At 60.0% G+C, this 22988-nt stretch carries 22 protein-coding genes; 17 read left to right on the top strand and 5 right to left on the bottom strand.

What is annotated here, in order from left to right; genetic code table 11:
- Positions 1–94: 94 nt before the first annotated feature.
- The 16 genes from ABEA18_RS19300 (at position 95) to ABEA18_RS19375 (ending at position 18028) form a co-directional block, all read left to right on the top strand.
- A complete protein-coding gene (locus ABEA18_RS19300; RefSeq protein WP_345451845.1) occupies positions 95–883 on the top strand; it encodes an IclR family transcriptional regulator in 789 nt (262 codons plus the stop codon).
- A gap of 153 nt (positions 884–1036) precedes the next feature.
- On the top strand, positions 1037–2362 hold the full coding sequence (locus tag ABEA18_RS19305; RefSeq protein WP_345451847.1) for an aromatic ring-hydroxylating oxygenase subunit alpha: 1326 nt from the start codon (positions 1037–1039) through the stop codon (positions 2360–2362).
- Entirely contained in the window at positions 2359–2955 is a 597-nt protein-coding gene (locus ABEA18_RS19310; protein ID WP_345451849.1) for an aromatic-ring-hydroxylating dioxygenase subunit beta, read from the top strand. Before ABEA18_RS19305 ends, ABEA18_RS19310 begins: the two co-directional genes overlap by 4 nt.
- A 16-nt stretch (positions 2956–2971) precedes the next feature.
- A complete protein-coding gene (locus ABEA18_RS19315; protein WP_345451851.1) occupies positions 2972–3259 on the top strand; it encodes a hypothetical protein in 288 nt (95 codons plus the stop codon).
- Between the two features lie 23 nt (positions 3260–3282).
- The gene (locus ABEA18_RS19320) at positions 3283–3960 is read left to right on the top strand and encodes a type 1 glutamine amidotransferase (RefSeq protein WP_345451852.1); all 678 of its coding nucleotides are present in this window, start codon (positions 3283–3285) and stop codon (positions 3958–3960) included.
- 62 nt (positions 3961–4022) lie between these two features.
- Positions 4023–5516, top strand: a complete 1494-nt coding sequence (locus ABEA18_RS19325; protein ID WP_345451853.1) for a glutamine synthetase family protein — start codon at positions 4023–4025, stop codon at positions 5514–5516.
- Between the two features lie 88 nt (positions 5517–5604).
- A complete protein-coding gene (locus ABEA18_RS19330) occupies positions 5605–5925 on the top strand; it encodes a 2Fe-2S iron-sulfur cluster-binding protein (protein WP_345451855.1) in 321 nt (106 codons plus the stop codon).
- Positions 5926–5932: 7 nt separating this feature from the next.
- Complete coding sequence (locus ABEA18_RS19335; RefSeq protein WP_345451857.1) at positions 5933–7219, top strand: NAD(P)/FAD-dependent oxidoreductase; 1287 nt, start codon at positions 5933–5935, stop codon at positions 7217–7219.
- A gap of 2 nt (positions 7220–7221) precedes the next feature.
- The gene (gene catA / locus ABEA18_RS19340; protein WP_345451858.1) at positions 7222–8082 is read left to right on the top strand and encodes a catechol 1,2-dioxygenase; all 861 of its coding nucleotides are present in this window, start codon (positions 7222–7224) and stop codon (positions 8080–8082) included.
- Between the two features lie 47 nt (positions 8083–8129).
- Positions 8130–9020: a LysR substrate-binding domain-containing protein gene (locus tag ABEA18_RS19345; RefSeq protein ID WP_345451860.1), complete on the top strand. Its 891-nt coding sequence runs from the start codon at positions 8130–8132 to the stop codon at positions 9018–9020.
- Positions 9021–9298: 278 nt separating this feature from the next.
- On the top strand, positions 9299–10333 hold the full coding sequence (locus tag ABEA18_RS19350; RefSeq protein WP_345451862.1) for a sugar ABC transporter substrate-binding protein: 1035 nt from the start codon (positions 9299–9301) through the stop codon (positions 10331–10333).
- 30 nt (positions 10334–10363) lie between these two features.
- Positions 10364–11869: a sugar ABC transporter ATP-binding protein gene (locus tag ABEA18_RS19355; protein WP_345451864.1), complete on the top strand. Its 1506-nt coding sequence runs from the start codon at positions 10364–10366 to the stop codon at positions 11867–11869.
- Positions 11870–11871: 2 nt separating this feature from the next.
- Positions 11872–12888 carry an ABC transporter permease gene (locus ABEA18_RS19360; RefSeq protein WP_345451866.1) on the top strand — a complete coding sequence of 339 codons (1017 nt, stop codon included), beginning with the start codon at positions 11872–11874 and terminating at the stop codon, positions 12886–12888.
- 78 nt (positions 12889–12966) lie between these two features.
- On the top strand, positions 12967–14148 hold the full coding sequence (locus ABEA18_RS19365; RefSeq protein WP_345451868.1) for a M24 family metallopeptidase: 1182 nt from the start codon (positions 12967–12969) through the stop codon (positions 14146–14148).
- A complete protein-coding gene (locus ABEA18_RS19370) occupies positions 14148–16265 on the top strand; it encodes a hydantoinase/oxoprolinase family protein (protein WP_345451870.1) in 2118 nt (705 codons plus the stop codon). The genes ABEA18_RS19365 and ABEA18_RS19370 overlap by 1 nt, the downstream gene beginning before the upstream one ends.
- Positions 16266–16267: 2 nt before the next feature.
- Positions 16268–18028: a hydantoinase B/oxoprolinase family protein gene (locus ABEA18_RS19375; RefSeq protein WP_345451872.1), complete on the top strand. Its 1761-nt coding sequence runs from the start codon at positions 16268–16270 to the stop codon at positions 18026–18028.
- Positions 18029–18372: 344 nt separating this feature from the next.
- On the opposite strand, the gene ABEA18_RS19380 is transcribed toward ABEA18_RS19375, so the two are convergent.
- Entirely contained in the window at positions 18373–19263 is an 891-nt protein-coding gene (locus tag ABEA18_RS19380; RefSeq protein ID WP_345451874.1) for a hypothetical protein, read from the bottom strand.
- A 575-nt stretch (positions 19264–19838) separates the two neighbouring features.
- Here ABEA18_RS19380 and ABEA18_RS19385 point away from each other — a divergent pair.
- Positions 19839–20171, top strand: a complete 333-nt coding sequence (locus tag ABEA18_RS19385) for a hypothetical protein (RefSeq protein WP_345451876.1) — start codon at positions 19839–19841, stop codon at positions 20169–20171.
- A gap of 213 nt (positions 20172–20384) precedes the next feature.
- Here the strand turns inward: ABEA18_RS19385 and ABEA18_RS24720 are convergent, their stop codons facing one another.
- From ABEA18_RS24720 to ABEA18_RS19405, 4 genes are all read right to left on the bottom strand, one after another.
- Positions 20385–20597 (bottom strand): hypothetical protein, encoded by a 213-nt coding sequence (locus ABEA18_RS24720; protein WP_425550555.1) that lies wholly within the window; start codon positions 20595–20597, stop codon positions 20385–20387.
- Positions 20598–20748: 151 nt separating this feature from the next.
- Complete coding sequence (locus tag ABEA18_RS19395) at positions 20749–20985, bottom strand: hypothetical protein (RefSeq protein WP_345451878.1); 237 nt, start codon at positions 20983–20985, stop codon at positions 20749–20751.
- 15 nt (positions 20986–21000) lie between these two features.
- Positions 21001–21876, bottom strand: a complete 876-nt coding sequence (locus tag ABEA18_RS19400) for a hypothetical protein (RefSeq protein ID WP_345451880.1) — start codon at positions 21874–21876, stop codon at positions 21001–21003.
- A 242-nt stretch (positions 21877–22118) separates the two neighbouring features.
- Positions 22119–22988, bottom strand: a complete 870-nt coding sequence (locus tag ABEA18_RS19405; protein ID WP_345451882.1) for a TrmH family RNA methyltransferase — start codon at positions 22986–22988, stop codon at positions 22119–22121.

The following is a 22988-nucleotide window of genomic DNA, read 5'->3' on the forward strand; positions in this document are numbered from 1 at the left end:
GAAGCCGGAGATGTGATGCCGATCACTGGTGTCGGATGAGAAAACTGTACAAGTGCATTTCCCATGCGACAACAAGTTCTGTCATTATTTCCCTATGCGAAATGATGAACAGGCTCCCCCGCTAGATTCCGTCCACAGGGCCTTGCAGTTGATCAAGGTGCTGCGTGCAGGAAGAACCCTAGCGGTGAAGGATGCCGCCGAGTTGCTGGAGGTGGTCCCCTCGACCGCGTACCGCCTGCTGGTGGCGCTTTGCTACGACGGCTTCGCAAGCCAGGACGGGGACCGCCGCTATCGCGCAGGCCCGGAAATCGCCGGCCACCACCACGGCACGCTTTCGCCGGGCCAGCTTCGGATCGTTCTCCGGCCAGCAATCGAAGAGCTGAACAGGACACTCAACGAGACAATCCAGGTGTGGGTTCTGAACGGTCCACGCGTCAGCTACATCGACGGACTGGAAAGCACCCAGCCGCTCAGCGTGCGAACCGGCGTCTGGGATCTGGTGCCCGCCTATTCCTCGGCAGGCGGCAAGGCTCTGCTCGCGGAGCTGGGACCCGCGGAACTGGAGTCCATCCATTCCGGAGGCCTTATACCGTGGCGGTCAGCCAGGATCACGACTCTGCAGACCCTCAAGCGCCATCTGGTCACCGTCCGCCAGGACGGCTATGCACTAAACCTCGAGGAGGCTGCCCAAGGCATTGCGGGCATCGCCGCGTGCGTCAAGGATCCGGCCGGCTATCCCGTCGCCGCCATCTCCGTGGCCATCCCAAGCATCCGCTTCAGCCGGAAAAAGATCCCGGAATACGCGGAGGCACTGCGCACGGCAGTCGATGTTGCCGAAACGGAGATTGGCAAGCCTCAGGAGATGTTCACCGACACTCAATAGCCCACTTATGCAGTACGGGAAACTATTCGCACAGCTTATTTCCCTGAGGGAAATAACAAACAAGACTGTAGACGGACCTAAAACGGGGGCCCTACGCTCAGTTGCAACCCATCTGCCAACCAGTTATCTGGATCACATTGAGGAGGCACTCTGATGGTGGTTACCCCTGAAATCTCACGCCACACGGCTGAGGTATCACCAGAAAGCCCGTGGAACGCTTACGTCCGCCAGGACCGGGTCCACCGGACCCTGTACACCGATGAGCATGTCTTTAACGAAGAGATGGTCAAGGTTTTCGGGCATACCTGGGTGTACTTGGCCCACGAGTCGCAGCTTCCGGAGCCCAATTCGTTTGTGTCAACCAAACTGGGTTTGCGGCCGATTGTCGTCACCCGTGACCGTCACGGGGAATTACACGCGGTCTTCAACCGTTGCGCACACCGCGCGGCAACGGTCTGCCGCGAGGAAGCCGGCGTCGCCAAGAGCTTTCAGTGTCCCTATCATGGCTGGACCTTCAAGAATACCGGGGAGCTTGTCGGTGCGCCCTGGCCCCAGGGATACGGCGCCGATTTCGACAAATCCAAATTCGGGCTCGGCAAGGTCACCAGGGTCCAGTCATACCGCGGGTTTATCTTCGGCACCCTGAGCGAGTCGGCCCCGTCGCTGCCCGACTACCTTGGTGAAGCAAAGCCTTGGCTTGACTACTGGATCGACCGCGCCCCGGATGGTGAGGTGATCGTGCGAAGCGCCGCTCACCGCATGGGCTACCGCGGCAATTGGAAGCTTGCCTTTGACAATGCGGGGGACGGCTACCACCCTTCGTTTTCCCATCGTTCGTTGCTGGAGATGGCGTCGCGAATGGGCGACAGCAAGGACATGTCCTACTTCGGCAAGACTCCCGACGACGGCCCCATGAAGGTCTACTCGCTGGGCAACGGTCACAGCGTCATCGACCAGCGGCCAAACTTTGAAGGGCCGGGCAGTATCTGGGCAAATCAGCGTCCCCAGCCCGGGCGGGAAAAGTTCGAGGAGCTGATCCGCAGCAAGTACCCTGAAGACGCCGAGCGGCTGCTGGACGTCAGCGCCGGCGCACAGATCAATTTGAGCATCTTCCCGAACCTTCTGCTCATCGGGAACCAGATCCAGGTGATCGAACCTTTGGGCGTGGAACGGACACAGCTGACTTGGAATGCAACATCGATCGGCGGAGTCCCCGAAGAAGTCAACACGATGCGCATGCGCACCCAGGAAGATTTCCCGGCCTTCGGCGAGCCTGATGACCAGGCCAATTTCGAAGAGGTCCAGCGGGGACTTGCGGTCTCTGAAGAGGAATGGATCCTCATGAACCGCGGCCTGAACGTGGAGGGCTGGCAAACCATGGACGAAAACGGTGTCGTCGTCACCGCCGTGACCGATGAAATCCACATGCGCGGTTACTACGAAGAATGGTTGCGCCTGATGAACGGGGAAGCCAAATGAGCCAGAAAATCCAGGACTACTCCGACACGTCGAGCTGGTCCTACCATGTGGATGAATCGTTTTACGCGGATCTGGACAACTTCAGGGACGTTCTCAACTCCGGCTGGCCCGTGGCCGGCGTCGAAATTTCCCGGCGGGGCGAAGGATTTCTGGCTCAAGAGGCACGCCTCATCGATGAGGGCCGCTTTAACGATTGGCTCGAACTTTTCAGCGCGGATTGCCTTTACTGGGTGCCCATCACTCCGGGCGGAGGGAACCCCCGTTTGGAAGTCTCACATGCCTTTGATGACTGCCGCCGACTCACCGACCGGGTTTATTGGCTCCGGACAGGGCTGGCGTTTAGCCAGATACCTCAGTCCCGGACCCGCCGGGTCATCAGCAATGTAGAAGTTCTGGACGAGCCCTCCAAGGGGCTGCGTTTCATCCGGTCCAACTTCATCGTCAACGAGTTCCGCGCCGGGGTCCACAAGACCTACAGCGGATGGTACGGGCACGTGCTGACCGCCGGGGACGCAGGCTGGCGTATCCGGCTCAAGCAGGCCAACCTGCTGGACTCCGAACACATCCATGAGAACCTCACACTGGTTTTCTAGGGTCGGCGAAGAAGAAATGACTGAGCACAACCAACTATCCGCTGAATTGGAATCGCTGCGACGGGAAAACGGTAAGTTGCAGCAGAAGGTACGGCGCCTGGAGCGCGAGGCCGCAAGCATGCAGCCCGTTGTAGCCGAGGTCAAACGGCTGAAAATCTGGGATTTCACTCCGTACGGGGTCATACCAGACGATTCCTGGCTGGCTCTGGACAGGGCCAGTGCCACAGACCTGATGCGGGCCTTGGCCGGAACTGACCACTGGCGCCCTTGGCAGTCCAGGATAGAACCAAGGCCCCAGCCATAAGCACGTTCGGCCGGGAGGTCCTGGTGATCACTCACTTTGACGGCGCGGACTTGTCCTGGACAAACCGGCTCATCCGGGAGCAGGGCATGGAACCGGTGCTGGTCCGGCCGTTTGCAGGCGAACTGCTGCCGGAGCCGGAAAACGCGGCGGCGGTTATCTGCCTCGGCGGTCCGCAGAGCGCCTTTGAGGACACGGAGCATCCGTTCCTCATCGACGAACAGAAGTTTCTGCGGCGGGCGGTTCAGGAACACGTTCCCGTGCTGGGAATCTGTCTGGGCTCACAAGTCCTGGCTAAAGCCCTCGGGGGCCGGGCGGTCCCTGGCACCCGGGGCCTGGAATGCGGATTCATCGATGTTTTGCCAGCACCGGACCAGCCGGGGAGAGAACCCGTCGGGCTTCAGGGCCGGTTCTTCTCCTTCCATACAGACACGTTCGTGTTGCCGGCCGAAGCAGAACTGCTCGCCACTTCGAGCCAGTACCCCCAGGCGTGGCGCCTCGGGTCGGCACTGGCCATCCAGTTCCATCCGGAAATCTCCCCGGCGGGAGTCCGGCAATTAGTCTCCGTCGAGGAAACGAAACTGCGGGAGCACGGCGTCGACGTTGACGGTCTCATGGCCGAGGCAGTGTCGGCACACGATGCGGCCTGGGCCGAGGCCCAGCGGGTCGTCGGCGGCTGGCTCGCCAACACCAAGAATTTCTAGAAACACTCAACCCGGCAGCGCAACAGCGCCTCAATCGCTGTGCCTACTTCTAAGGAAGCGTCATGACCAGTAGCAGTAAGTTCATCCAGAAATACGGCCTCTACAACGAGCAGCAGCTGGAGGCCGCAGAACGCAGCCGTCAGGCCCTGGACACCGAGGGGATCGAGATCGTCCGGCTCGTCTTCCCCGACCAGCACGGCCTGCTCCGTGGTAAGTCCCTGACCAAGGACGCCTACTTGGCAGCGCTGGAATCCGGAATCGACATCACCATGGCGCCGTTCTTTTTTGATACGGCCAACGCGATCGTCATGAACCCGTTCTCCGCTGACGGCGGATTCGCCATAGAAGGTCTCGGCGGAAGCCCGAACGTCAAGATGGTCCCGGACCCCGGCACCTTTAAGGTCCTGCCATGGGTGGAAGAAACCGCCGTCGTCATCTGTGATCTGTACATGTCGAACGGTGAACTGTTCCCCTTCGCCCCTCGCTCGATCCTGAAACAGACACTTCAGAAGATGGCCGAGAACGGTTACCGGCTGATTGCCGGCATCGAAATGGAATGGTACCTGACCAGGATCGTCGACGATATGCTCCAGAGCGGATCTCTTGGCGCACCGGGGTCACCGGCTGATCCGCCGAAGGTGGCACCCGTCGCCCGAGGGTATAACTACTTGCTCACCGATCATCTGGACGAGATCGATGACATCCTGCGGCCGATCCGTAAGGCGCTCGTATCCATGGGTCTGCCGTTGCGTACCCTTGATGACGAGTGGGCACCGAGCCAGGTGGAGACAACATTCGACATCCTCGAGGCCCTGGCCGCCGCCGACGCCGCGGTGCTGTTCCGGATGACGGTCAAGCAGATTTCCAAGCGCCACGGACACCTCGCATCGTTCATGTGCACGCCAGCCATCGAGGGGTTCTATGCCAGCGGATGGCACCTGCACACATCGGTCGTCGACCTGGAGACAGGCGAGAACCTGATGGTGCCGCTCCTGGACGAGCCGTTGTCCGGCCTGGGCCAGAACTATGTCGGCGGCACCTTGGAACACGGCATTGCCGCCTCCGTCTTCACTACGCCCACCATCAACGGTTACCGCCGCCGGCGGCCGTATTCACTTGCACCCGATCGGCTGACCTGGGGCCAGGACAACCGCGCAGCAATGATGCGTGTGATCTCAGCCCCCGGTGACCGCTCATCGCACGTCGAGAACCGCGTGGGTGATTCCGCCGCCAACCCGTACCTCTACATGGCCGCCCAAGCAGCCGCTGGTCTGGACGGAATCCTGAACAAAACCGAACCTGGCCCGCTCAGCGAAGACCCCTACAGCCAGGACGTTGCGCAACTGCCGACGACACTGACGGAGGCAATCGATGCTTTGGAGGCCGACACCTTCTACCGGGAAGCCTTCGGCGACGCGTTCATCGACTACCTCGTCGCCATCAAGCGGAGCGAGGTGTCCCGTCACGGCGCCTGGATAGCCGAGAACCCCGACGCCGAGGGGTACGTCAACGGCGTGACGGACTGGGAGCACCGCGAATACTTCGAGTTGTTCTGATCCGTTCCAACAGTGCTAGAGCGTGCCGGCGCCTCCCCCACTCCCGAAGGTGCCGGCACGCGCCGGACAGATAAGTAGGTCTGAACACATGCCCAAGATCATTCTCCGTTCCCCGGACGGAAGCGAACACACCCTCGATGCCCGGCTCGGGGCATCGGTCATGGAAACTGCCGTGAAACATGGAGTACAGGGAATCGTCGCCGAGTGCGGCGGGGCTCTCTCCTGTGCTACCTGCCACGTCTACATCGCTGAACCATTCGTCGGTATGACTGGCCCGGCGGACGATTTTGAAGACGAAATGCTAGACGATGCAGCTGCCGAACGTAAACCCAACAGCAGGCTCTCCTGCCAGATCCGCATGACCGACGAACTCGACGGTCTTGAACTCGACATCGCTCCGGAACAGTGAGAATTTCATGACCAACTACCAGCCCGGAACCCGCACCGCCGGCACGCTCATCGTCGGCGCCGGCGAAGCCGGACTGCAGCTTGCAGTCTCCCTCCGCCAAAAGGGTTACACCGATCCCGTGACTATTATCGGCGCGGAGGACCAGGCACCGTACCAGCGCCCCCCACTCTCCAAAGCCTTCCTGAGCGGTGACATGGACGAGGTCAATCTTGGCCTGCGCACTGAGGAGTTCTACTCGGAAAACGAGATCGAGGTCCTGACCGGCTCCCGCATCACCGGTATCACCCTTGAGGAGGAAGGGCACGGCGGCGTGGCGACAACCTCCCGCGACCACGCCATATCCTTCACCAAGCTCGCCCTCACCACCGGATCCAGACCCCGCAAACTGAACCTGCCGGGCCAGGACCTTGACGGTATCTGCTACCTCCGCGGCATCCCTGATGCCCGGAACCTGCGCACCAGACTGGCCAAAGCCAGCCGTGTCGTGGTCATCGGCGGCGGATTCATCGGGCTCGAGGCGGCTGCGGTGGCCCGTCAACGCGGTCTTGCCGTCACTGTCGTTGAGACCTTTGACCGGCTCCTTCAGCGGGTCGCTGCCCCTCCCATCTCGGACTTCTACAAGAATGCCCACGGGAAACGCGGCATCCAAATCATCCTCGGATCCGGGGTCACGGCTCTGCATGGGACCGACAAGAAGGTCTCCGGCGTGGAACTGTCCAACGGGATAATCATCCCGGCGGATCTCGTCATCGTCGGTGTCGGGGTCGAACCCCGCACGGAACTCGCCGAAAAGCTGGGCTTGGATTGCGACCGCGGAATCATCGTAGACAACGGCGCACGCACCAGCAACCCGGCCATCGTCGCTGCCGGCGACTGCACAATCCAACCCCATCCCCTATACCCCGCCGAGAAAATCCGCCTGGAATCAGTCCAAAACGCCGTGGACCAGGCCAAGGTGGCAGCCTCGTCACTTCTAGGTGAACCGCGTCCCACACCCGCTGTTCCCTGGTTCTGGTCCGATCAGGGAGACCTGAAACTGCAGATCGCCGGTCTTTCCAACGGATACGACGATTTTCTTGTCCGGGGCGAGCCTGACACCGAACATTTCACCGTCCTGTACTACCGCGACGGACGCCTCATCGCCGCAGACGCCGTGAACAGTCCCCACGACTTCATGGCCGCCAAACGGGCTCTGACCGCGGGTTCGACCATCGACCGTTCCAGAGCCACAAACATGGACCTTCCGCTCAAGACCCTCATCGGGGAACCAACAACAGAAAGCTTGAGGAATTAGCAATGTCACACGAAGTCACCGAAGTCAAAGCCACGGCCGCCGAGTCCGGAGAAAAGGCCACTGAACGCTTTATTGAGAACCACGGCGCCAACCTGGAGACACCCAAGGAACGGGTTAGCCAACTGGCCACGGAGGTGCTGACGGCGGTCCATGATCTGATCCGCCGGCACAAGGTCACCTACGACGAATACCAGGCAGTGAAGGGATGGCTGATCCAGGTTGGCGAGGACGGCGAGTGGCCGCTGTTCATGGACGTCTGGGTTGAACACGTGGTTGAGGAGGTTGCGACCGACCACCGCGAGGGTTCCAAGGGATCCATCGAGGGGCCATATTATGTACCCGGCTCCCCGAAACTGGCGGCAGCGTGCACCCTGCCGATGCGCGAAGACGAGCCTGGAACCCCCCTGCTCTTCCAGGGACAAGTCACCGATGTCAGCGGCCATGCGTTACCCGGCGCCAAAATCGAACTCTGGCATGCAGATGACTTCGGGTTCTACTCGCAGTATGCACCCGGACTGCCGGAGTGGAACCTGCGCGGAACCATCATCACCGATGACAACGGCCATTTCGAAATCAACACCATTCAGCCGGCACCCTACCAAATCCCGACTGATGGTTCCTGCGGCAGACTGATTGAGGCCGCCGGCTGGCACGCGTGGCGTCCGGCCCACCTGCACCTCAAAGTCTCTTCACCCGGACACGAACTGCTCACCGCCCAGCTCTACTTCCAGGGCGACGAACACCTGGAGGATGACATTGCCACGGCAGTAAAGCCCGAGCTGATCATCGCTCCGAGCCCGAAGGCTGACGGAACAGGAAACGAGGTGTCCTACAACTTCACCCTGGATCCTCTGGGCATCTGACAAAGGCACACCAACCGGCTCGGAATCCAACTGCGTGGAGGCGATCGATGGAGATCCGGCACCTCAGGTACTTTCTGGTCCTGGCGGAGGAACTGCACTTCAACCGCGCGGCGAATCTACTTCATATTGCGCAGCCGGCTCTCAGCCAGCAAGTGCGCCTCCTCGAAAAAGAACTCAAGGTAGAACTCTTCACCAGGACCACAAGAAAGGTGGAACTGACGCCCGCTGGGGCTTCACTCAGGAAGCATGCCCTGGAGATTCTGACGAACGTGGAGTCCGTGAAGGATCTTGTGGCAAGAGTGGCCACCGGCGAGGCGGGAAGACTCACCCTGGGGTTCACCGGTTCGGCGACCTACGATCTTCTTCCACGGATCGCGCGCGCCGTCACGGAAAAGATGAGCGGTGTTTCGCTGGTGCTGCGCGGCGAGATGGCCACAGCCAGTCAGATCGAAGCGCTACGGTCAAACGCCATCGATATTGGATTCCTGCGTCCCCCCATTTCCGAAGAGTTCCATCAGAGAGTTGTACGGACCGATTACCTGTCGCTCCTCATTCCTGCCTCCCATCCGCTGGCAGGCGAAGATTCGATCGACTTGGCACACATGGCCAATGAGTCGTTCATCCAATACAGCCCCAGCGCCGACCCAGCCACTTTCACCATCGTTTCGAGCGCGTATCAACAGGCCGGCTTTGAGGCGGTTGTACACCAGGAAGTCGATGCGACCTCAGTCATGGTCAGTCTGGTCGCGGCTGGCCTGGGGATGGCACTGGTGCCAAACTCGGTGAGCCACGTGCGGGTCGACGGCGCCGTGATCCGGCCCCTGTCGAGTCCGATTATCCCGATGAACCTGGTGGCCGCCTGGCGGGTCGGAAACGATCTGCCGGCCATTTCGCGCTTTCTTGAAATAGTGGATCAAGAATTCCCAGTCGGTGCTTAGCGGTTTGCATTGCCTGATTGATAACTTGCGCTTATCAATTCTCTGCTAATCGATACCTATAACCCCTTGTTGAGACACCCTGTCTCCTGATGTACTTTCATCACCCTCGCCGGGCGCGATCGAATTAATAGCACCGCACCTCGAAGTATTTGCAGCTTCGACGACTTCAGTGTCGGATCCCTGCGGAAAATGTCGTTCTGAATGTATTCCTCTTGAAGGACTATCAAATTCCAGAGGCGTTTCCGAAATCAAGATTAAACCTATTAAGGACGGACAATATGTTCCGCAAAAAAAGTTATCTGGCCGCAGCCGCTCTCGCCGCGGCCCTGTCCCTCGGGCTGTCGGCCTGCGGTGGGACCACGAACGCCGGCACCACCTCCGGACAGCATGTCTTCACAGTGGGAATGACCCTGCCGACGGCGCAGAATTCGACCATCCAGGCCATTGCCGATGGCCTCCGGGCCGAGATCGAACAGCACGGCGGAAAACTCATCACGGCTGACAGCCAGTTGAGCATCGACAAGCAGATCGGTGACATTGACCAGTTCATCACGCAGAAGGTCGACGCCATTATGGTGTTTCCCTTGGACCTTCCCACGCTAAAGAGTGTGCTTGGCCGGGCGGACAAGGCCGGCATCCCGCTGTTTGCCCACGACGCGCTGATGGAGGACACCGGCGCCCAGGCCCTTGCCCCCATTCGGGCAGAGGTAGTGACCGGACGGAAGCAGCAGGCTCAGGAGGCAGCCAAATTCATCGCGGAAAAGACGGGTGGCACCGGTGAAGTCGGCGCGATCGGCATCGCGGCCCCGGTGACCACAAACATCTACCTTCTGGACCAGTTCAAGGAGCAGCTGAAGGCGCACAATGGGCTGGCTTTCGCGGGTCAAAAGGGCAACCCGACTGACGACGCCGCTGGAGCGCGGCCGTTGGCCGAAGCCTTCCTGACGCAGTACTCGGCTCTGTCCGCGATCTATACGTACAACGACCCAAGTGCCATCGGCGCTGCAGCTGCGGCCAAGGCAGCGGCCAAGTCCAAGAAGATCATCGTGACCGGCTTTAACGCCAGTCAGGACGGACTCGATGCCGTGAAGAACGGAACCATCGATGCAACCTGGGACTACAAGCCGGTAGAGGTGGGCCAAACCTTGGGCCGTCTGATCCAAACCTCAGTGGTGGAAAAGAAACCGATCGGGCACTTCTACCAGATGGACGTAAACATTGTCACACCGGAGAATGTTGCTTCTTTCGTTCCGTGGTCCGAACGTGTCAAACAGATCGTCGAAGGAAAATACCTTGGCCTCCCCATCAATTAGTGCCCGCCGTTCCAGCGACTCGGAATAACCATGATGCTCGAGATCAATAGCTTGGTAAAGACATACCCGGGCACGACGGCGTTGAACGGCGTAAGCCTTTCAATCTCTCCCGGCGAAATACTCGCCATCGCCGGGGAAAACGGCTCCGGGAAATCAACCCTCATGAAGATTATTGCCGGCCATTTGCCACCCAATTCCGGCCAACTCCAGGTTGACGGGAAGGCAGTGAAGTTCACCAGTCCCAGTGATGCGGTTGCGGCGGGCATAGGACTTGTGGAGCAGGAGCTGGCTGTCGCGCGTCACCTGACTGTTGCCGAGAACATCCTGCTGGGCGCCCTTCCCACGCGGCGCAGAATCGGTTTGGGAGTCGACTGGACGCAAGTCCGGAAAAGTGCCAAGGAGATTCTGGATGTCCTCGGGGTTGATGTCGATCCGAAGGCCATCGTGGGGCAACTACCCATCAATATTCAACAGTTGGTGGCGATCGGCAGTGTCCTTTCGCGCCGCCCCCGCCTGATGCTGCTGGACGAGGCAACCAGCTCGCTGTCCGAAGATGAGACCGACCGGCTGCTGGGTACCTTGCGGCGGCTCACGGACAACGGCATGGGGATTCTATTCATCTCCCACCGCATGCGTGAAATGCGCGAAATCGCCGACCGGATCGTCGTCCTTCGGGATGGGTGCGTCAGCGGCGCGGCCCCCATGCGGGATGTCTCCGATGGGGACGTCGTCAAGATGCTGGTCGGGCGCGTTCTGGATAATGTCTTCACGTCAGAACGGACGGTCACTGAACGAATCGTCCTCCAGACTGAGGCCTTGTGCGCTGCCGAATTCCTCGAAGACGTGACCATGACGGTGCACGCGGGCGAAGTGGTTGGCTTGGCCGGGCTGATGGGCTCCGGCCGCTCCACTCTGGCCCAGACCATTTTCGGCGCCGTCCCCCGGACCTCCGGGGCCGTCAGGATTGATGGGCGTGAGGTCAGATTCACGCACCCAGCCCAGGCGCTGAGGGCCGGGGTCGGGTTCGTCGGGGAAAACCGGAAAGCTCAGGGAATCTTTCCTGGCAGATCCGTACGGGAAAACATGTCCGTCGCCAATCTGGCCAAGAACTCCCAGGCCGGAGTCATGTCTGCGACCCGTGAAAAAAGTCTCACCCGAAAGGCCATTTCAAAATTTGGCGTTAAATGCGCCGACATTGAGGACAGCATTGAGGCGCTTTCCGGCGGCAATCAGCAAAAAGTACTGCTGGCTCGTTCTATCGTTCGGGAACCGAAACTCCTGATCCTCGACGAGCCAACGCGCGGAGTTGATGTCGGCGCTAAGGCCGAAATCTACGAACAGATCGCCCAGGCCGCTGCGAAGGGTATGGGCTTTTTGGTGGCCTCATCCGAGCTCACAGAACTGCTGGGCCTGTGTGACACCATCTACGTCCTCTCGCAGGGACGAATCGTGGGACGCCTCGATCGGGAATCAGCAACAGAAGAGCGGATTGCTGCGTTGGCCTTTCATTCAGAACAAGCTAAGGAGGTGGCCTGATCATGGCAATCTCAACACCGCAGACCACGAATTCTGCCAAGAACAGCCCTGCAGCCCAGAAGCCGGCAGCAAAGATCGTTTCCTTCAGCCCAAAAGTTACGCTCTCCATTGTCCTTGTGCTGCTGACCATCTTTTTTGCCTCATTTCAGCCCGACTTCCTGACCGTGGAAAACTTTGTGAACATCCTGCGTCTGCAAACGGTTCCCCTGATATTGGCCGTGGGAATGACAATGGTCGTTCTGACTGGTGGCGCTGATCTGTCGATCGGATCCTCGCTGGCACTCTCGGGAATCCTCGCGGGAACGATGTATCTCGCCGGTGTCCCCGCGGTGGCCGTCATCGCCATCACCCTGGTCGCCGGCATGGTTTTGGGCCTTCTTAACGGCATGCTGGTGGGCGTCCTGGGCATGTCATTCTTTGTGGTCACCCTGGGAACGCTGTCCGGATATCGAAGTCTTGCCCTGGTGGCCTCGGAGGGGAAATCCATCCAAACCGGGGATGCGCCACTGTTCCTCCAAATTGGTGACGGAAGCCTTGGGCCCGTGCCCATTCCGGTGCTGATCGCCGCCATCGTGGTGGCCCTTGGCTACTTTGTCCTCGCTCATACGAGCTGGGGGCGCAAGATCTACGCGGTCGGCTCCAGCAGGGAAGCGGCACGGTTGGCCGGCATCCGGGTCCAACGTGTCCTGCTCTCCGTCTATGTGACTTCTGGCCTGCTGGCTGCACTGGCGTCCATTATTCAGATGGGCAGACTCACATCAGCCTCCCCCGTCGTGGGCACCGGAATCGAACTGCAGGTCATTGCCGCCGTACTGCTTGGCGGGACCATCATGTCCGGCGGTTCCGGCGGGCTGGGCGGTACGGTCATGGCCGTCCTCATGATGGGTGTGCTTCAGAACGGCCTGACACTCTCCGGGGTCCCGGACTTCTGGCAGGGGGCCATCACCGGAACCATCCTCATCGTGGCCGTCTACATGGACCACGTACAGCGACGCCGCCGTGGCCTGGGTGCCGTTTGACGACCTTCCTGAGTCGGTCGCCGCGATATGAAGAATTGCTGAAAATCCTGAGGTTTATCTAATGAGGAGCTTGAAATAATGGTTACATCATGTTTGCTGACTTCGACTTTTAGTCCGCTAAAGAAGAAGATACGGGACGGCCGGATCGAGGCCCTGTGGGCAGAGATGAAGTCTGAAGGTCTGGGCGCACTGATCGTGGCAGGACGAGGACTTATCACCCAGTACGGGTATCTCGAATACGTGACAGGTTACTGCCCGCAGGTTCGTCTCGCGTATGCAGTGGTCGTCCCCGGCGAGGAACCGATCATGGTCCTGCCCACCACCTCCGATGCGTGGTTCGCCAAACAGGCCACGCAGTTAGCAGACGTCAGGGCAGCGGGCCAGGGTGATGTGATCTCTGAGCAGGACAGCCTTCCCCAGGTGATTGCCGCCGTCGTCAACGAATACCACGCCGACGGCGGGAAGATCGGGGTGGTCGGCCTGCGCCATATCGTTCCCGTCGGAGACTACGACATGCTGCGGGCCGCCCTGCCAAGCGCGCAACTGACTGACGCAACCGCACTGGTGGGCCGGATCAAGGCCGTGAAGGTCCAGGAGGAAATCGATGAAGTCCTGCGGTCCGCAGTCATTGCCGATGCAGGCCTGCAGGTCTTCCACGAACGCGCGGGCGTGGGGGTTCCCGGCTGGGAGTTGTGGGGGGACATGCAGCGTGAGGTCCGCCGGAGGGGAGCGCGTGAGGTCCTGATCATGGTGGGGACCAAGCCGTACTTCAACGACGTTCCAACGGCTGATCCGCTCGTTGAAGGCGATCTCGCCAGCGTCTATGTGGAAATCACGGGGCCCAACGGGTTCTGGGTGGAGAAGGCGAGCCTGTTCGCCGTCGGCCAGATCAGTAGCGAGAAGCGCCGTATGGCTGAGACCACACTGGCCGCCCACGAGGCTGCGCAAACCCAGATGCGGGTGGGCAGGACTGCAGCTGACGTAGCAACCGCGATTGAAAAGATTGCGGCGCCGGAAGGCGTCGATTTCGGGATCTGGCACGGTCATGGCGTTGGTATCGACCATGACACTCCTGTCCTGACCGAGAGCGACAACACGATATTGCTCGAGGGCATGGTCCTGGCTTTGCACCCGAATTTCGTGAATTCACACCTGACTGAAGGGGCAAGCGTCGCAGATACCTTCGTCATCCAGCAAGGCGCTCCCCTGCAGGCTTCCAACATTGCTCAACAAATATTCCAGATCGGAGAGGGAAACTAATGTCCTATCAAGTCGGAGTCGACGTCGGCGGAACGTTTACGGATTTCCTGCTGGTCAATCAGGCAACGGGCGTGAAGCGCCAGCACAAGACCTCGACGACTCCTGCGGACCCCTCCAATGGGATCCTGAACGGCCTGTCGGAATTAGCGGTTCTCGAAGAGCTATCGGAACAGGATTTCTTTTCGCAGATTGAGCTCATCGTGCATGGCACTACCGTAGCCACAAATGCGGTCTTGACAGGGCGGGGCGCCAAGACGGGGCTCATCACGACAGAAGGGTTCCGCGACATCCTGGAGATGCGCCGCGGCATCCGCAGCCGTAAGCACCTTTACGACAACAAGTATGTAGCGCCAGCACCGCTTGTGCCCCGGGATCTGCGTAAGACTGTTTCCGAGCGCGTAGATGTGGACGGCAACGTCGTGACACCCCTGGAGGTGGAATCACTTCGTCAAGCAGTCGGGGAACTGGTCGCCGAGGGCGTTGAGGCCATCGCCGTCTGTTTCGTCCACTCCTATCAGAACGCAGGACATGAGCAGGAAGCCCGGAAGATCATCGAAGAATGCGCGCCGGGTGTCTTCCTGTCCATCTCCGCCGAGGTGCTGCCGCAGATCCGTCTCTACCCACGGATCAGCACCACGGCAATGAATGCCTACCTTGGCCCTGTGGTTCAGCGGTACATGAAGAAAATTGTTGGACGGTTGGCCGAACGTGGCGCCCACGGGACGCTGATGGTGATGCAGTCCAACGGCGGAATCACCTTGCCCGCGACCGTGGCCCATCTGCCAGCATCAATAACGATGTCCGGGCCTGCGGCAGGTCCGGTGGCCGCATTGGCCTACGTGGCACAGCGCGGCTGGGCAGACTGCACAGTGGTTGATATGGGAGGAACAAGCTTTGACGCCTCGCTGGTCAAGGACGGTGAAGTCCAGATCACCCGTGAAGGCGAGATCAACCGCCATGTGATCTCCCTGCCGACAACGCACGTAAATACGATCGGCGCGGGCGGCGGATCCATCGCCTGGATCGACGACGGCGGCATGTTGCGCGTGGGTCCGCAGAGCGCCGGCGCCGATCCGGGGCCCGTTGCTTATGGCAAGGGCGGTGAGGAACCAACAGTTACGGACGCCGGCGTCGTCCTCGGGTATATAGACCCCGACTATTTCCTGGGCGGCCGGGTAAAGCTTCGGAGTGATCTTGCAGCAGCAGCCATTGCGAACAAGGTCGCCGGTCCACTGGGCCTCACTGTCGAAGAGGCCGCTGCCGGTATCTACGAGATGGTCAACCTGGAAATGGCGGCGGGAACCAAAAACATTTCCGTCGAACGGGGCTACGACCCCCGGGAATTCCCGATGGTTGTGGCCGGCGGCGCCGGACCCGTCCACGCGGGCATGATTGCCCATGAGCTCGAGATACCTGTAGTGGTCATCCCGCGACTGTCCTCCGTACTGTGTGCAGCGGGTATGTTAATGGCCGACCTACGACACGATTTTGTCCGTGCTTTCAGTACCAGGTTCTCGCAGATCGACCTGAACCGGGCCCACGCGCTGATCACGGAAATGTCCCATGAGGGCGACGCACTTCTGGACCTCGAAGGGGTTGCCGCTGAGGATCGCGCCGTCATCGTTTCTGCCGACATGCGCTACATCGGACAGCACCACGAGGTGATTGTCAGCTTCAACGCCGGAGATCTGGATCCGGCGGATCCGGCGGGGCCGGGCAGGGTTGTGGAGCTTTTCCACTCCCGGCATGAACAGCTGTACGGTTTTTCAGCCGCCGGTGCCGATCTGGAGATGCTCAGCCTCCGGGTGGCAGTGGTCGGCCGCAGGCCGGCGCTCGACCTCACTGAGACGGCTACCGGGTCCGGGTCTGAAGCTCCTCCCAAGGGGCGCCGCGACGTCTACCTCAAGTCGCTGGGCCGGAAGGAATCGGTGCCGGTTTATGACGGGCAATCCCTCCCTGTGGGACAGCAGATTGTAGGCCCGGCCATTGTTGAGGAACCAACGACGACGGTGTTTGTTCCGGAATTCTTTGACCTTGAGCTCGATGGCTCGGGTAGCTACGTCATGACGCGAAAAAACTTTGACGCCTCGTCTCTGCTCACGGAAGGACAAAAGTAGACATGTCACAGGTACAAGCACAGACGAGGAAAGCCCTCAGCCCGATTCTTACCTCAGTCATTGCCAGCCGGATCAAGGCTATTGGCGAGCGTATGGGCGTAGTGGTTGAACGCAGCACGAGATCCCCTCTGCTGGTGGAAGGCCGCGACTTCTCGTTGGGCATTTATGACCAGGACGGGCGGCTTATCGAGCAGACGGAATACATTCCCATCCTCGGCTATGCCGCTGCGCCGGCAATGCGGCATATCGCCGAAAAATTCAAAGGCAGAGTCAAGCAGGGAGACGTGATTCTGCACAATGATCCGTATACCGGCGGCAACCAGGCCTCCGACTGGAAGGTCACCAAGCCGGTCTTCCATGAGGGGGAGCACATTGCCTGGGTTGTCATTACAGCCCATCAGGCCGACGTCGGCGGCGCGGTTCCTGGGTCATACAACCCCAATGCCACGGATCTCTGGCAGGAAGCGCTGCGGCTGACTGCAGTTAAGGTCTACGACGGCGGCGTGCTGCGTGATGACGTGTGGGACCTGATCTTCGGTAATGTCCGTCTTGGCGTCGTTGAAGAGGACATTCGCGCAATGATCGGCGCTTGCACGGTGGGCGAACGCGAGCTGCAGGTGCTGGTGGACCGCTACTCTGTTGAGACTTTCAAAGCCGTGGTCGAGAGCATGCTTGACTCTGCCGAGGCCATGGCCCGTCAGATCATCACCAGGATGCCGGATGGTGTCTACAAGTCCCAGTGGCAGGTTAATTACGACGGCATCAATCCTGACAGCACCATGCAGATCAGGGTTGAGATTACTGTCAAGGGCGACCAGCTCGTCTTCGATTTTGCCGGAACGGATCCTCAGACACCCGGGTACGTCAACGCACCTTTGGCTGTGACCCTCTCCTCTGTCATGATTTCCTTCTTCATGTTGGCGGATACGGAAATTCCGCACAACGACGGCATCATGCGTTGCATCGAGGTCAAGGTACCCGAGGGCAGCATCCTGAACTGCCAATATCCGGCGGCGTCAGGATTCGGTAACCACCTTTCAGACCAGATCTGTTCAGCCATCATGCTGGCCTTCTCCGAGGCCCTTCCGGACCGGGTAACCGCGGGCTGGAACCCACTGCTGTGTTCCATTCTGAACGGGCAGGAAGATCGGAACGATTCACCGTTCGTGGACATTCTCATCAACGCCTGTAAGGGTGGCGGAGGCGGGACCCAGGGTGCCGACGGTTATGACCATGTGGGGCTCATCGCTTCCGGTGGTGCCCTGGGTGCGCAGGACCCCGAGATGTTCGAACTGATGATGCCCATCTTCATTCGTAAGTTTGAATACCTGCAGGACTCCGCGGGCGCAGGAGAGTGGCGCGGAGGACTGGGTGTTGAGTCGATCTTCGAGTTCAAAGCCCCCAGTATCCAGGCCAGCATCTTCGGGGACGGCGATACAGACGAATCGGCCGCGCCGGGGCTCAACGAGGGGATGCCCGGGTCGGTTAATCTGATCGAATTCACCTATCCGGACGGTGACGTGGTCGTCCCGAAGTCCAAGGACCTGATCACAGGGCTGCCGGCCGGGACGCTGTATCGTCAGCTCGCCGGCGGTGGTGGCGGATTCGGCAATCCCCGAGTGCGCCCAGCCGAACGGGTAGCGGAAGAAGTCCGTTTCGGATATGTGTCCGTTGCCTCAGCCCGTGAACACTACGGTGTTGTTGTCGATGAAGCCGGGATAATCGACCAGGAATCCACTGACGCGCTTCGCGGCGTCGCATAGCAGAGAGTTCCGGGACACCAGCCGCTGGCCCGGGCCCCACGGTCCGGGCCAGCACGTTGAAGTATCAAATTCGTTCGGTTGATAAATGGAAATGGCCAAAGAGATGTACCGAGCCGGCACCGGCCCCTGATTGATTGTGTCAGCTTGATTGGAGCCCTCGAGGCGGCTCGAATGGTACCCACCTGTGAACGTTGCTGCGTTCATCCTGACCCAAAACCCGCCACCCTGTTTGGAGCGCGCAACCTGGGGATCGAAGTCAGTGACCAGGAAGGAGTAGACGGAAGCCAGCTACAAGCAGTGGGGTGATGGTCCCGGCTCGTCAGCCGGCTCCAAGGAGTCGACTGTCAGGACTGACGCTGTAACAGCTCGCGAAAGAAGTCGGACAGCATTTTTGCTGCCGCGGGCCGATCGACGAATTCGTGGCCGCCGAAGCGGTACACCTCATAGCCGGCAAGTCTGAGCTTGCGGTCTTCGGACACCATCGCGGCGTACAGGTCCGGCCGGGGTTTCCCGTTCGCCGCGTAGTGCGTCACGCCGTCTAATTCGAGTACGATGCGGCGCCTGTTCGGTAACAACAGCAGGAAGTCCATCCGTTGTCGCGGCAGGGTTGCCCCGGTTCGCGTCGTATAGGGATCGTAGTGCAAATACACCTGTGGAATCAGCGCGGGTAGCTCGTAGCCGTGGGTTCCGTAGAGGGCGCAGTAATGCTTGAACAGGAACTCCTCTGCCCCGTTCCCTGCCAACGATGCGAACAGCCGGTTGTAGAGCACTGCTGCTATTGCGCGCTCGGAATGAGGCGGCACAGTGTCAGTTTTTGCCCACCAGGCGACCGATGCGCGCCAAGTCGGTCCCTCGGGAGGCAGAGCCCTCTCGTACACAAGGCAATACTGCGCGTTCTCGATGATTTCGACGTCGTTGTTCACGGCATCTCGCAGGACAATCTTGGGCTTGGGTCCGTTCTCGGCGAAGATCAGGTTCTTCAACTCTCCCGATACTCCCCCGGCACCTGCCAGCTTCAGGACGTGCTCAAGCTCGGCCGTCGGGTACTCCGCTTGGACGCGGTGGCCAAGAACAATGAGCTCATGCAATGTCCGGTTCTTGAGCTTGCTCTCGGCGTAGCGGATTTTGCTCTCACCAGGATCCTCGCCGTCCTGCTGTGGCTCGAGTCCGAACCGGACGCACTCATCCGCGAGGTCGTATGCCCTGACCTCGTAAAGTGCCCTGGCGATAGCCATTCTCGTCGTCTTTAGGTTCGCCTGGGCCGGCAGTGTCGGCGGTGCAGTGTGCTGAAAGATAGACGAGACAAGGTCATCAAAAGGATACGGACCGGACGGATTGAAGGAGGAACTCACACCAACAGCATCTCAGCCACGGCGCGCCCAAACACGGTGATGCCAACACTGATGTACCCTCAAATTGCGCGGCGCAGCTGCGCCAATTCCCAGCCGGTCAACACGACCGGCTTTTTTCATGCCTTCACGCAGAAACTTCATGACTCCGCAACAGGAACCGTTGCGGTTGACTGTCCAACTGACAATTTGGACACAACCCCGAGGGGAGGTCGCGTTTTGGAAATTCTTGCAAACATTGCAGGACACCTTTTCGCACCTGCTCTGTTCGTCTCAGCCGGACACTTTGTGCTGAGGCTTCTTCCCCTGGTCTCGGACCGCGTCAATTCATGCGCAGTTCGGCTGGCCAAGGCGAAGAACAAGCAGGGCAAGTAGGCGAAAAAACGCGCCGTAGCCGAGGGTAGGGGGAAGTCTGCCCAAAATCAGGGCCAGATCCCTTCAGAGTGCCTAGAATTCAGGCTGTGATTGAGCTCCAGGTAGATGATGAAGATGAAATCCAATACAGCCGTCTGATCATGGGGCTTTTTGAAAAGACGGCACAGATCGGCGCCTCTCTGGAAACCTGGATCGACCCCGCGGAGGGTGCGCGCCTTTTTCTCGATGACGCCAGATCGCCGCACTACACCGTTTCCGGCTATGCCATCGGTCAGTTGACGGTAGCGACAGGTTGCATTGCTTCTCTGAAGCAAATGACGGTCCGCGAGACAGAGGACACCGTAAACATGATCGTCAGCCCGTTTGGAGCCTACGCCGTGGTCCGCAACGCGCTGGATGCTGCGGCCACCGCACTTTGACTGCTGGAACCGGGCAGCGGAACCTTGCGGATCAAGCGAAGGCTCCTTCTCGGTGTCGATGAACTGAACAAGGGCGATGCCATGCGGCAGGCATTGGGCGAGCGGTCGACGAAGATCGATCGAAGGGCCAGATTACAGGAGGTGGCCGGGCTTGCCGGCCTGGGGCAATGGGACCCGCTTCGTGAAAAGCTTCCCACCATGACGCCCAAGCAACTACCGGGGGCGCAGTCCCCAAAACGCCAAGGCAGACGCCGCCGCGAGGTTGAGCGGGTCCACGCCGGCGCACATGGGAATCTTTATCGCGAGGTCGACGGCGGCGAGCTCCCTGGGTTTGCGCCCGGCCAGGATGTCAAGCCCTTCATCAGCGAAGATTCCTGCAATCTGCGACCATTCACGTTCGCAGGTGTTGCAATCCGTTAAGAGCACGCCCAAGGGCATGACCACGGCCGCTCATGCGGAATCTCAGCGAAATGGCTTGCCGAAGGCTTCTGTATGCGGATGAGCCCGGCCCGGGCATTGTGCCGGGGCCGGGCTCCTCATTGGCCGGGCGTGTCAAAAGGGGCAGCAAGCGTTCTGGCTAGCTTGTTTCCCTGTAGTCGTGGTGGACGTCGTTCGGCAGGGACTCTGCCCCGTGTGAGCGGAGTTCTGCTTTCAGCTTCCTCGTCTTCTGGATCTGTATTTCGTTGAGCATCAGAGGAATGAGCACAAAGAGCGGGAAGACGAGCCGCCCGAAGACAGGGAGGTCTTCGAGGAAAATCGCCCAGAACACTGCGAAGACGAATACAGCACTATAGACGTACCGGAAGACAAGCATGTTTCTCCTTGTGCGTTATGCGCAGTCGCGGGCTGGCATGGGTATGGCCCCGGCTCCAGGATTCCAAATCCGGAAGCCGTAGCAACCCCACAAGAGAAGCCCTGAGCTGGACTGCCAGACGTTTCCGATGTTACGGACGATGTCCTTGGCTGAGCCGAGGCCGACGAGGGAGCAGATGGCGGTGAAGGCTTTCCCGACCCAGCCGGTGATGCCGATTAGTGTGCAGGACGCGCCCGGGCCGGCCACGAGAATCGAAGCCGTCATCTTGCCGATGGTCTCGGCCTCCCAGCCGTACATGGCGACGACCGGGTATGGAATCCACTGGATGGAGGGGTCCGCGACGATCGGATAGGCAGCACCGTTGGTGTTGACGTGCTGGGTGATTTTGGACCCGTTGACGGTGTACGACGTCGGGAGCTCCTTGCCGTTGGCGTCGAGTGCCCATGGGGCACTGATGAACGGGATCACAATTCGGGCGGACTGGTTGCGGAGCTGCACGCCGCCGTCGTTGGTGAGTTCTGCGACGTACCCGTCCGGGATCGACATGGAGAAGTCCGCGGAAGACTTGCCCTGGTCGAGGACCATGATCATGCTCTGGGTATCTTTTGTGCTGGCGACCACGGAGTTTTGCAAGTCGTCGGCGGCGATGGCGGCGACGAGTGGTTCGGCTTCGCCGTGGACTTTCGCAGTCCCCACCATGGTGCCCTGCTTCTTGACGACGGCGTCGCCGTTGAGAAGGCCGGAAGCCTTGGCGGTGATCCTCTTGACCGTCTGGACCGCGTCCTTGACAGACTGCGGTTCGGCGGCATTGGCAGGTGCGGCGAGGCCAACGGACGCGACAAGAACTGCCGCTGCCGCGGCTCCCGTCACTAACTTCTTCAATGCATTCATCAAGACTTCCCCCTAGCCTCTGATTGACTTGTAATAAGCAAGACCAAAAATGATGGTCGTCTTTCACTTTATTTCTGCGGCGTCGACGGAAACATCATCCTCGGGGACTAGATTGTGCGCCGATTCGGTTTTGCCTGGTCCACCTATCGGATGAGCCGGATAACGACGCAATAGGTTAGGGATGGGTGTTGCAAGCCGAGACGTTCTGACTGGAAGCGAATCAGGTGACTTCCTGTGATTCGCTACCTCGTCGCGTAGAAGGCCACGGCCGACGACGCAGCAACGTTCAGCGAGTCGACGCCGTTCATCATCGGAATCGTCACTCGGGCATCAAGCAATCGATCGGTCTCGGGCTTCAGCCCGTCGCCTTCGGTTCCGAAAACCAGCACCAGGTTTTGATGATCCTGGGCCACCAGCTCATCCAGAGTGATGGCTCCCTCCCCCAGGGACATGCCTGCCACGAAGTAGCCCGCCTCTTTCAGCTGTTCGATGCTAGCCGGCCACGGATCGATCCTCGTCCATGGCACCTGGAAAACGGTGCCCATACTGACCCTGATCGAGCGCCGATACAACGGATCGGCGCATTGGGGCGACACCAGCACGGCGTCGACGCCGATCGCTGCGGCACTGCGAAAAACCGCACCAACGTTCGTATGGTCGGTTAAATCCTCCAAGATCGCGATCCTCGACCGATGCGGTGCTTTGGCCGCGCCGACTTTCGTGTGGTCAACGATGCTCTCCCAAACAGCCCCGCGGTGTGCCCCGGCGAGAAGTTCTTCGAGGGGCACCGGTGCCGGGCGATGCATGGCAGCCATGGCACCGCGGTGCAAATGGAATCCGGTGATTTCCTCAAGCAAGGAAGCCTTGCCGATGTAGACCGGAACCTCGGGGAACTGTTGGAAAACGTCGTCGAGGTCCTTCAGCCACTTCTCTGCCAGGAAGAAGGAGCGGGGCTGGTGGCCGGCCGCGAGGGCGCGTCGCAGGACCCTGGACGATTCGGCGATGTACATGCCCTCTGCAGGCTCGCGGAGCTTCCGCATGTGGACATCCGTCAGTTGTGTGTAGTCGGCAACACGGGGGTCGTCGGCGGACTCGAGGTAGTGGAAAGTCAC

Origin of the sequence: Arthrobacter gyeryongensis (genome assembly GCF_039543785.1) — a bacterium.
Classification (GTDB): domain Bacteria; phylum Actinomycetota; class Actinomycetes; order Actinomycetales; family Micrococcaceae; genus Arthrobacter; species Arthrobacter gyeryongensis.

Coding starts and splice junctions, on each gene's coding strand:
- ABEA18_RS19300 (WP_345451845.1), top strand. CDS start 95: ATGCGAAATGATGAACAGGCTCCCCCGCTAGATTCCGTCCACAGGGCC.
- ABEA18_RS19305 (WP_345451847.1), top strand. CDS start 1,037: ATGGTGGTTACCCCTGAAATCTCACGCCACACGGCTGAGGTATCACCA.
- ABEA18_RS19310 (WP_345451849.1), top strand. CDS start 2,359: ATGAGCCAGAAAATCCAGGACTACTCCGACACGTCGAGCTGGTCCTAC.
- ABEA18_RS19315 (WP_345451851.1), top strand. CDS start 2,972: ATGACTGAGCACAACCAACTATCCGCTGAATTGGAATCGCTGCGACGG.
- ABEA18_RS19325 (WP_345451853.1), top strand. CDS start 4,023: ATGACCAGTAGCAGTAAGTTCATCCAGAAATACGGCCTCTACAACGAG.
- ABEA18_RS19330 (WP_345451855.1), top strand. CDS start 5,605: ATGCCCAAGATCATTCTCCGTTCCCCGGACGGAAGCGAACACACCCTC.
- ABEA18_RS19335 (WP_345451857.1), top strand. CDS start 5,933: ATGACCAACTACCAGCCCGGAACCCGCACCGCCGGCACGCTCATCGTC.
- catA (WP_345451858.1), top strand. CDS start 7,222: ATGTCACACGAAGTCACCGAAGTCAAAGCCACGGCCGCCGAGTCCGGA.
- ABEA18_RS19345 (WP_345451860.1), top strand. CDS start 8,130: ATGGAGATCCGGCACCTCAGGTACTTTCTGGTCCTGGCGGAGGAACTG.
- ABEA18_RS19350 (WP_345451862.1), top strand. CDS start 9,299: ATGTTCCGCAAAAAAAGTTATCTGGCCGCAGCCGCTCTCGCCGCGGCC.
- ABEA18_RS19355 (WP_345451864.1), top strand. CDS start 10,364: ATGATGCTCGAGATCAATAGCTTGGTAAAGACATACCCGGGCACGACG.
- ABEA18_RS19360 (WP_345451866.1), top strand. CDS start 11,872: ATGGCAATCTCAACACCGCAGACCACGAATTCTGCCAAGAACAGCCCT.
- ABEA18_RS19365 (WP_345451868.1), top strand. CDS start 12,967: ATGGTTACATCATGTTTGCTGACTTCGACTTTTAGTCCGCTAAAGAAG.
- ABEA18_RS19370 (WP_345451870.1), top strand. CDS start 14,148: ATGTCCTATCAAGTCGGAGTCGACGTCGGCGGAACGTTTACGGATTTC.
- ABEA18_RS19375 (WP_345451872.1), top strand. CDS start 16,268: ATGTCACAGGTACAAGCACAGACGAGGAAAGCCCTCAGCCCGATTCTT.
- ABEA18_RS19380 (WP_345451874.1), bottom strand. CDS start 19,263: ATGGCTATCGCCAGGGCACTTTACGAGGTCAGGGCATACGACCTCGCG.
- ABEA18_RS19395 (WP_345451878.1), bottom strand. CDS start 20,985: ATGCTTGTCTTCCGGTACGTCTATAGTGCTGTATTCGTCTTCGCAGTG.
- ABEA18_RS19400 (WP_345451880.1), bottom strand. CDS start 21,876: ATGAATGCATTGAAGAAGTTAGTGACGGGAGCCGCGGCAGCGGCAGTT.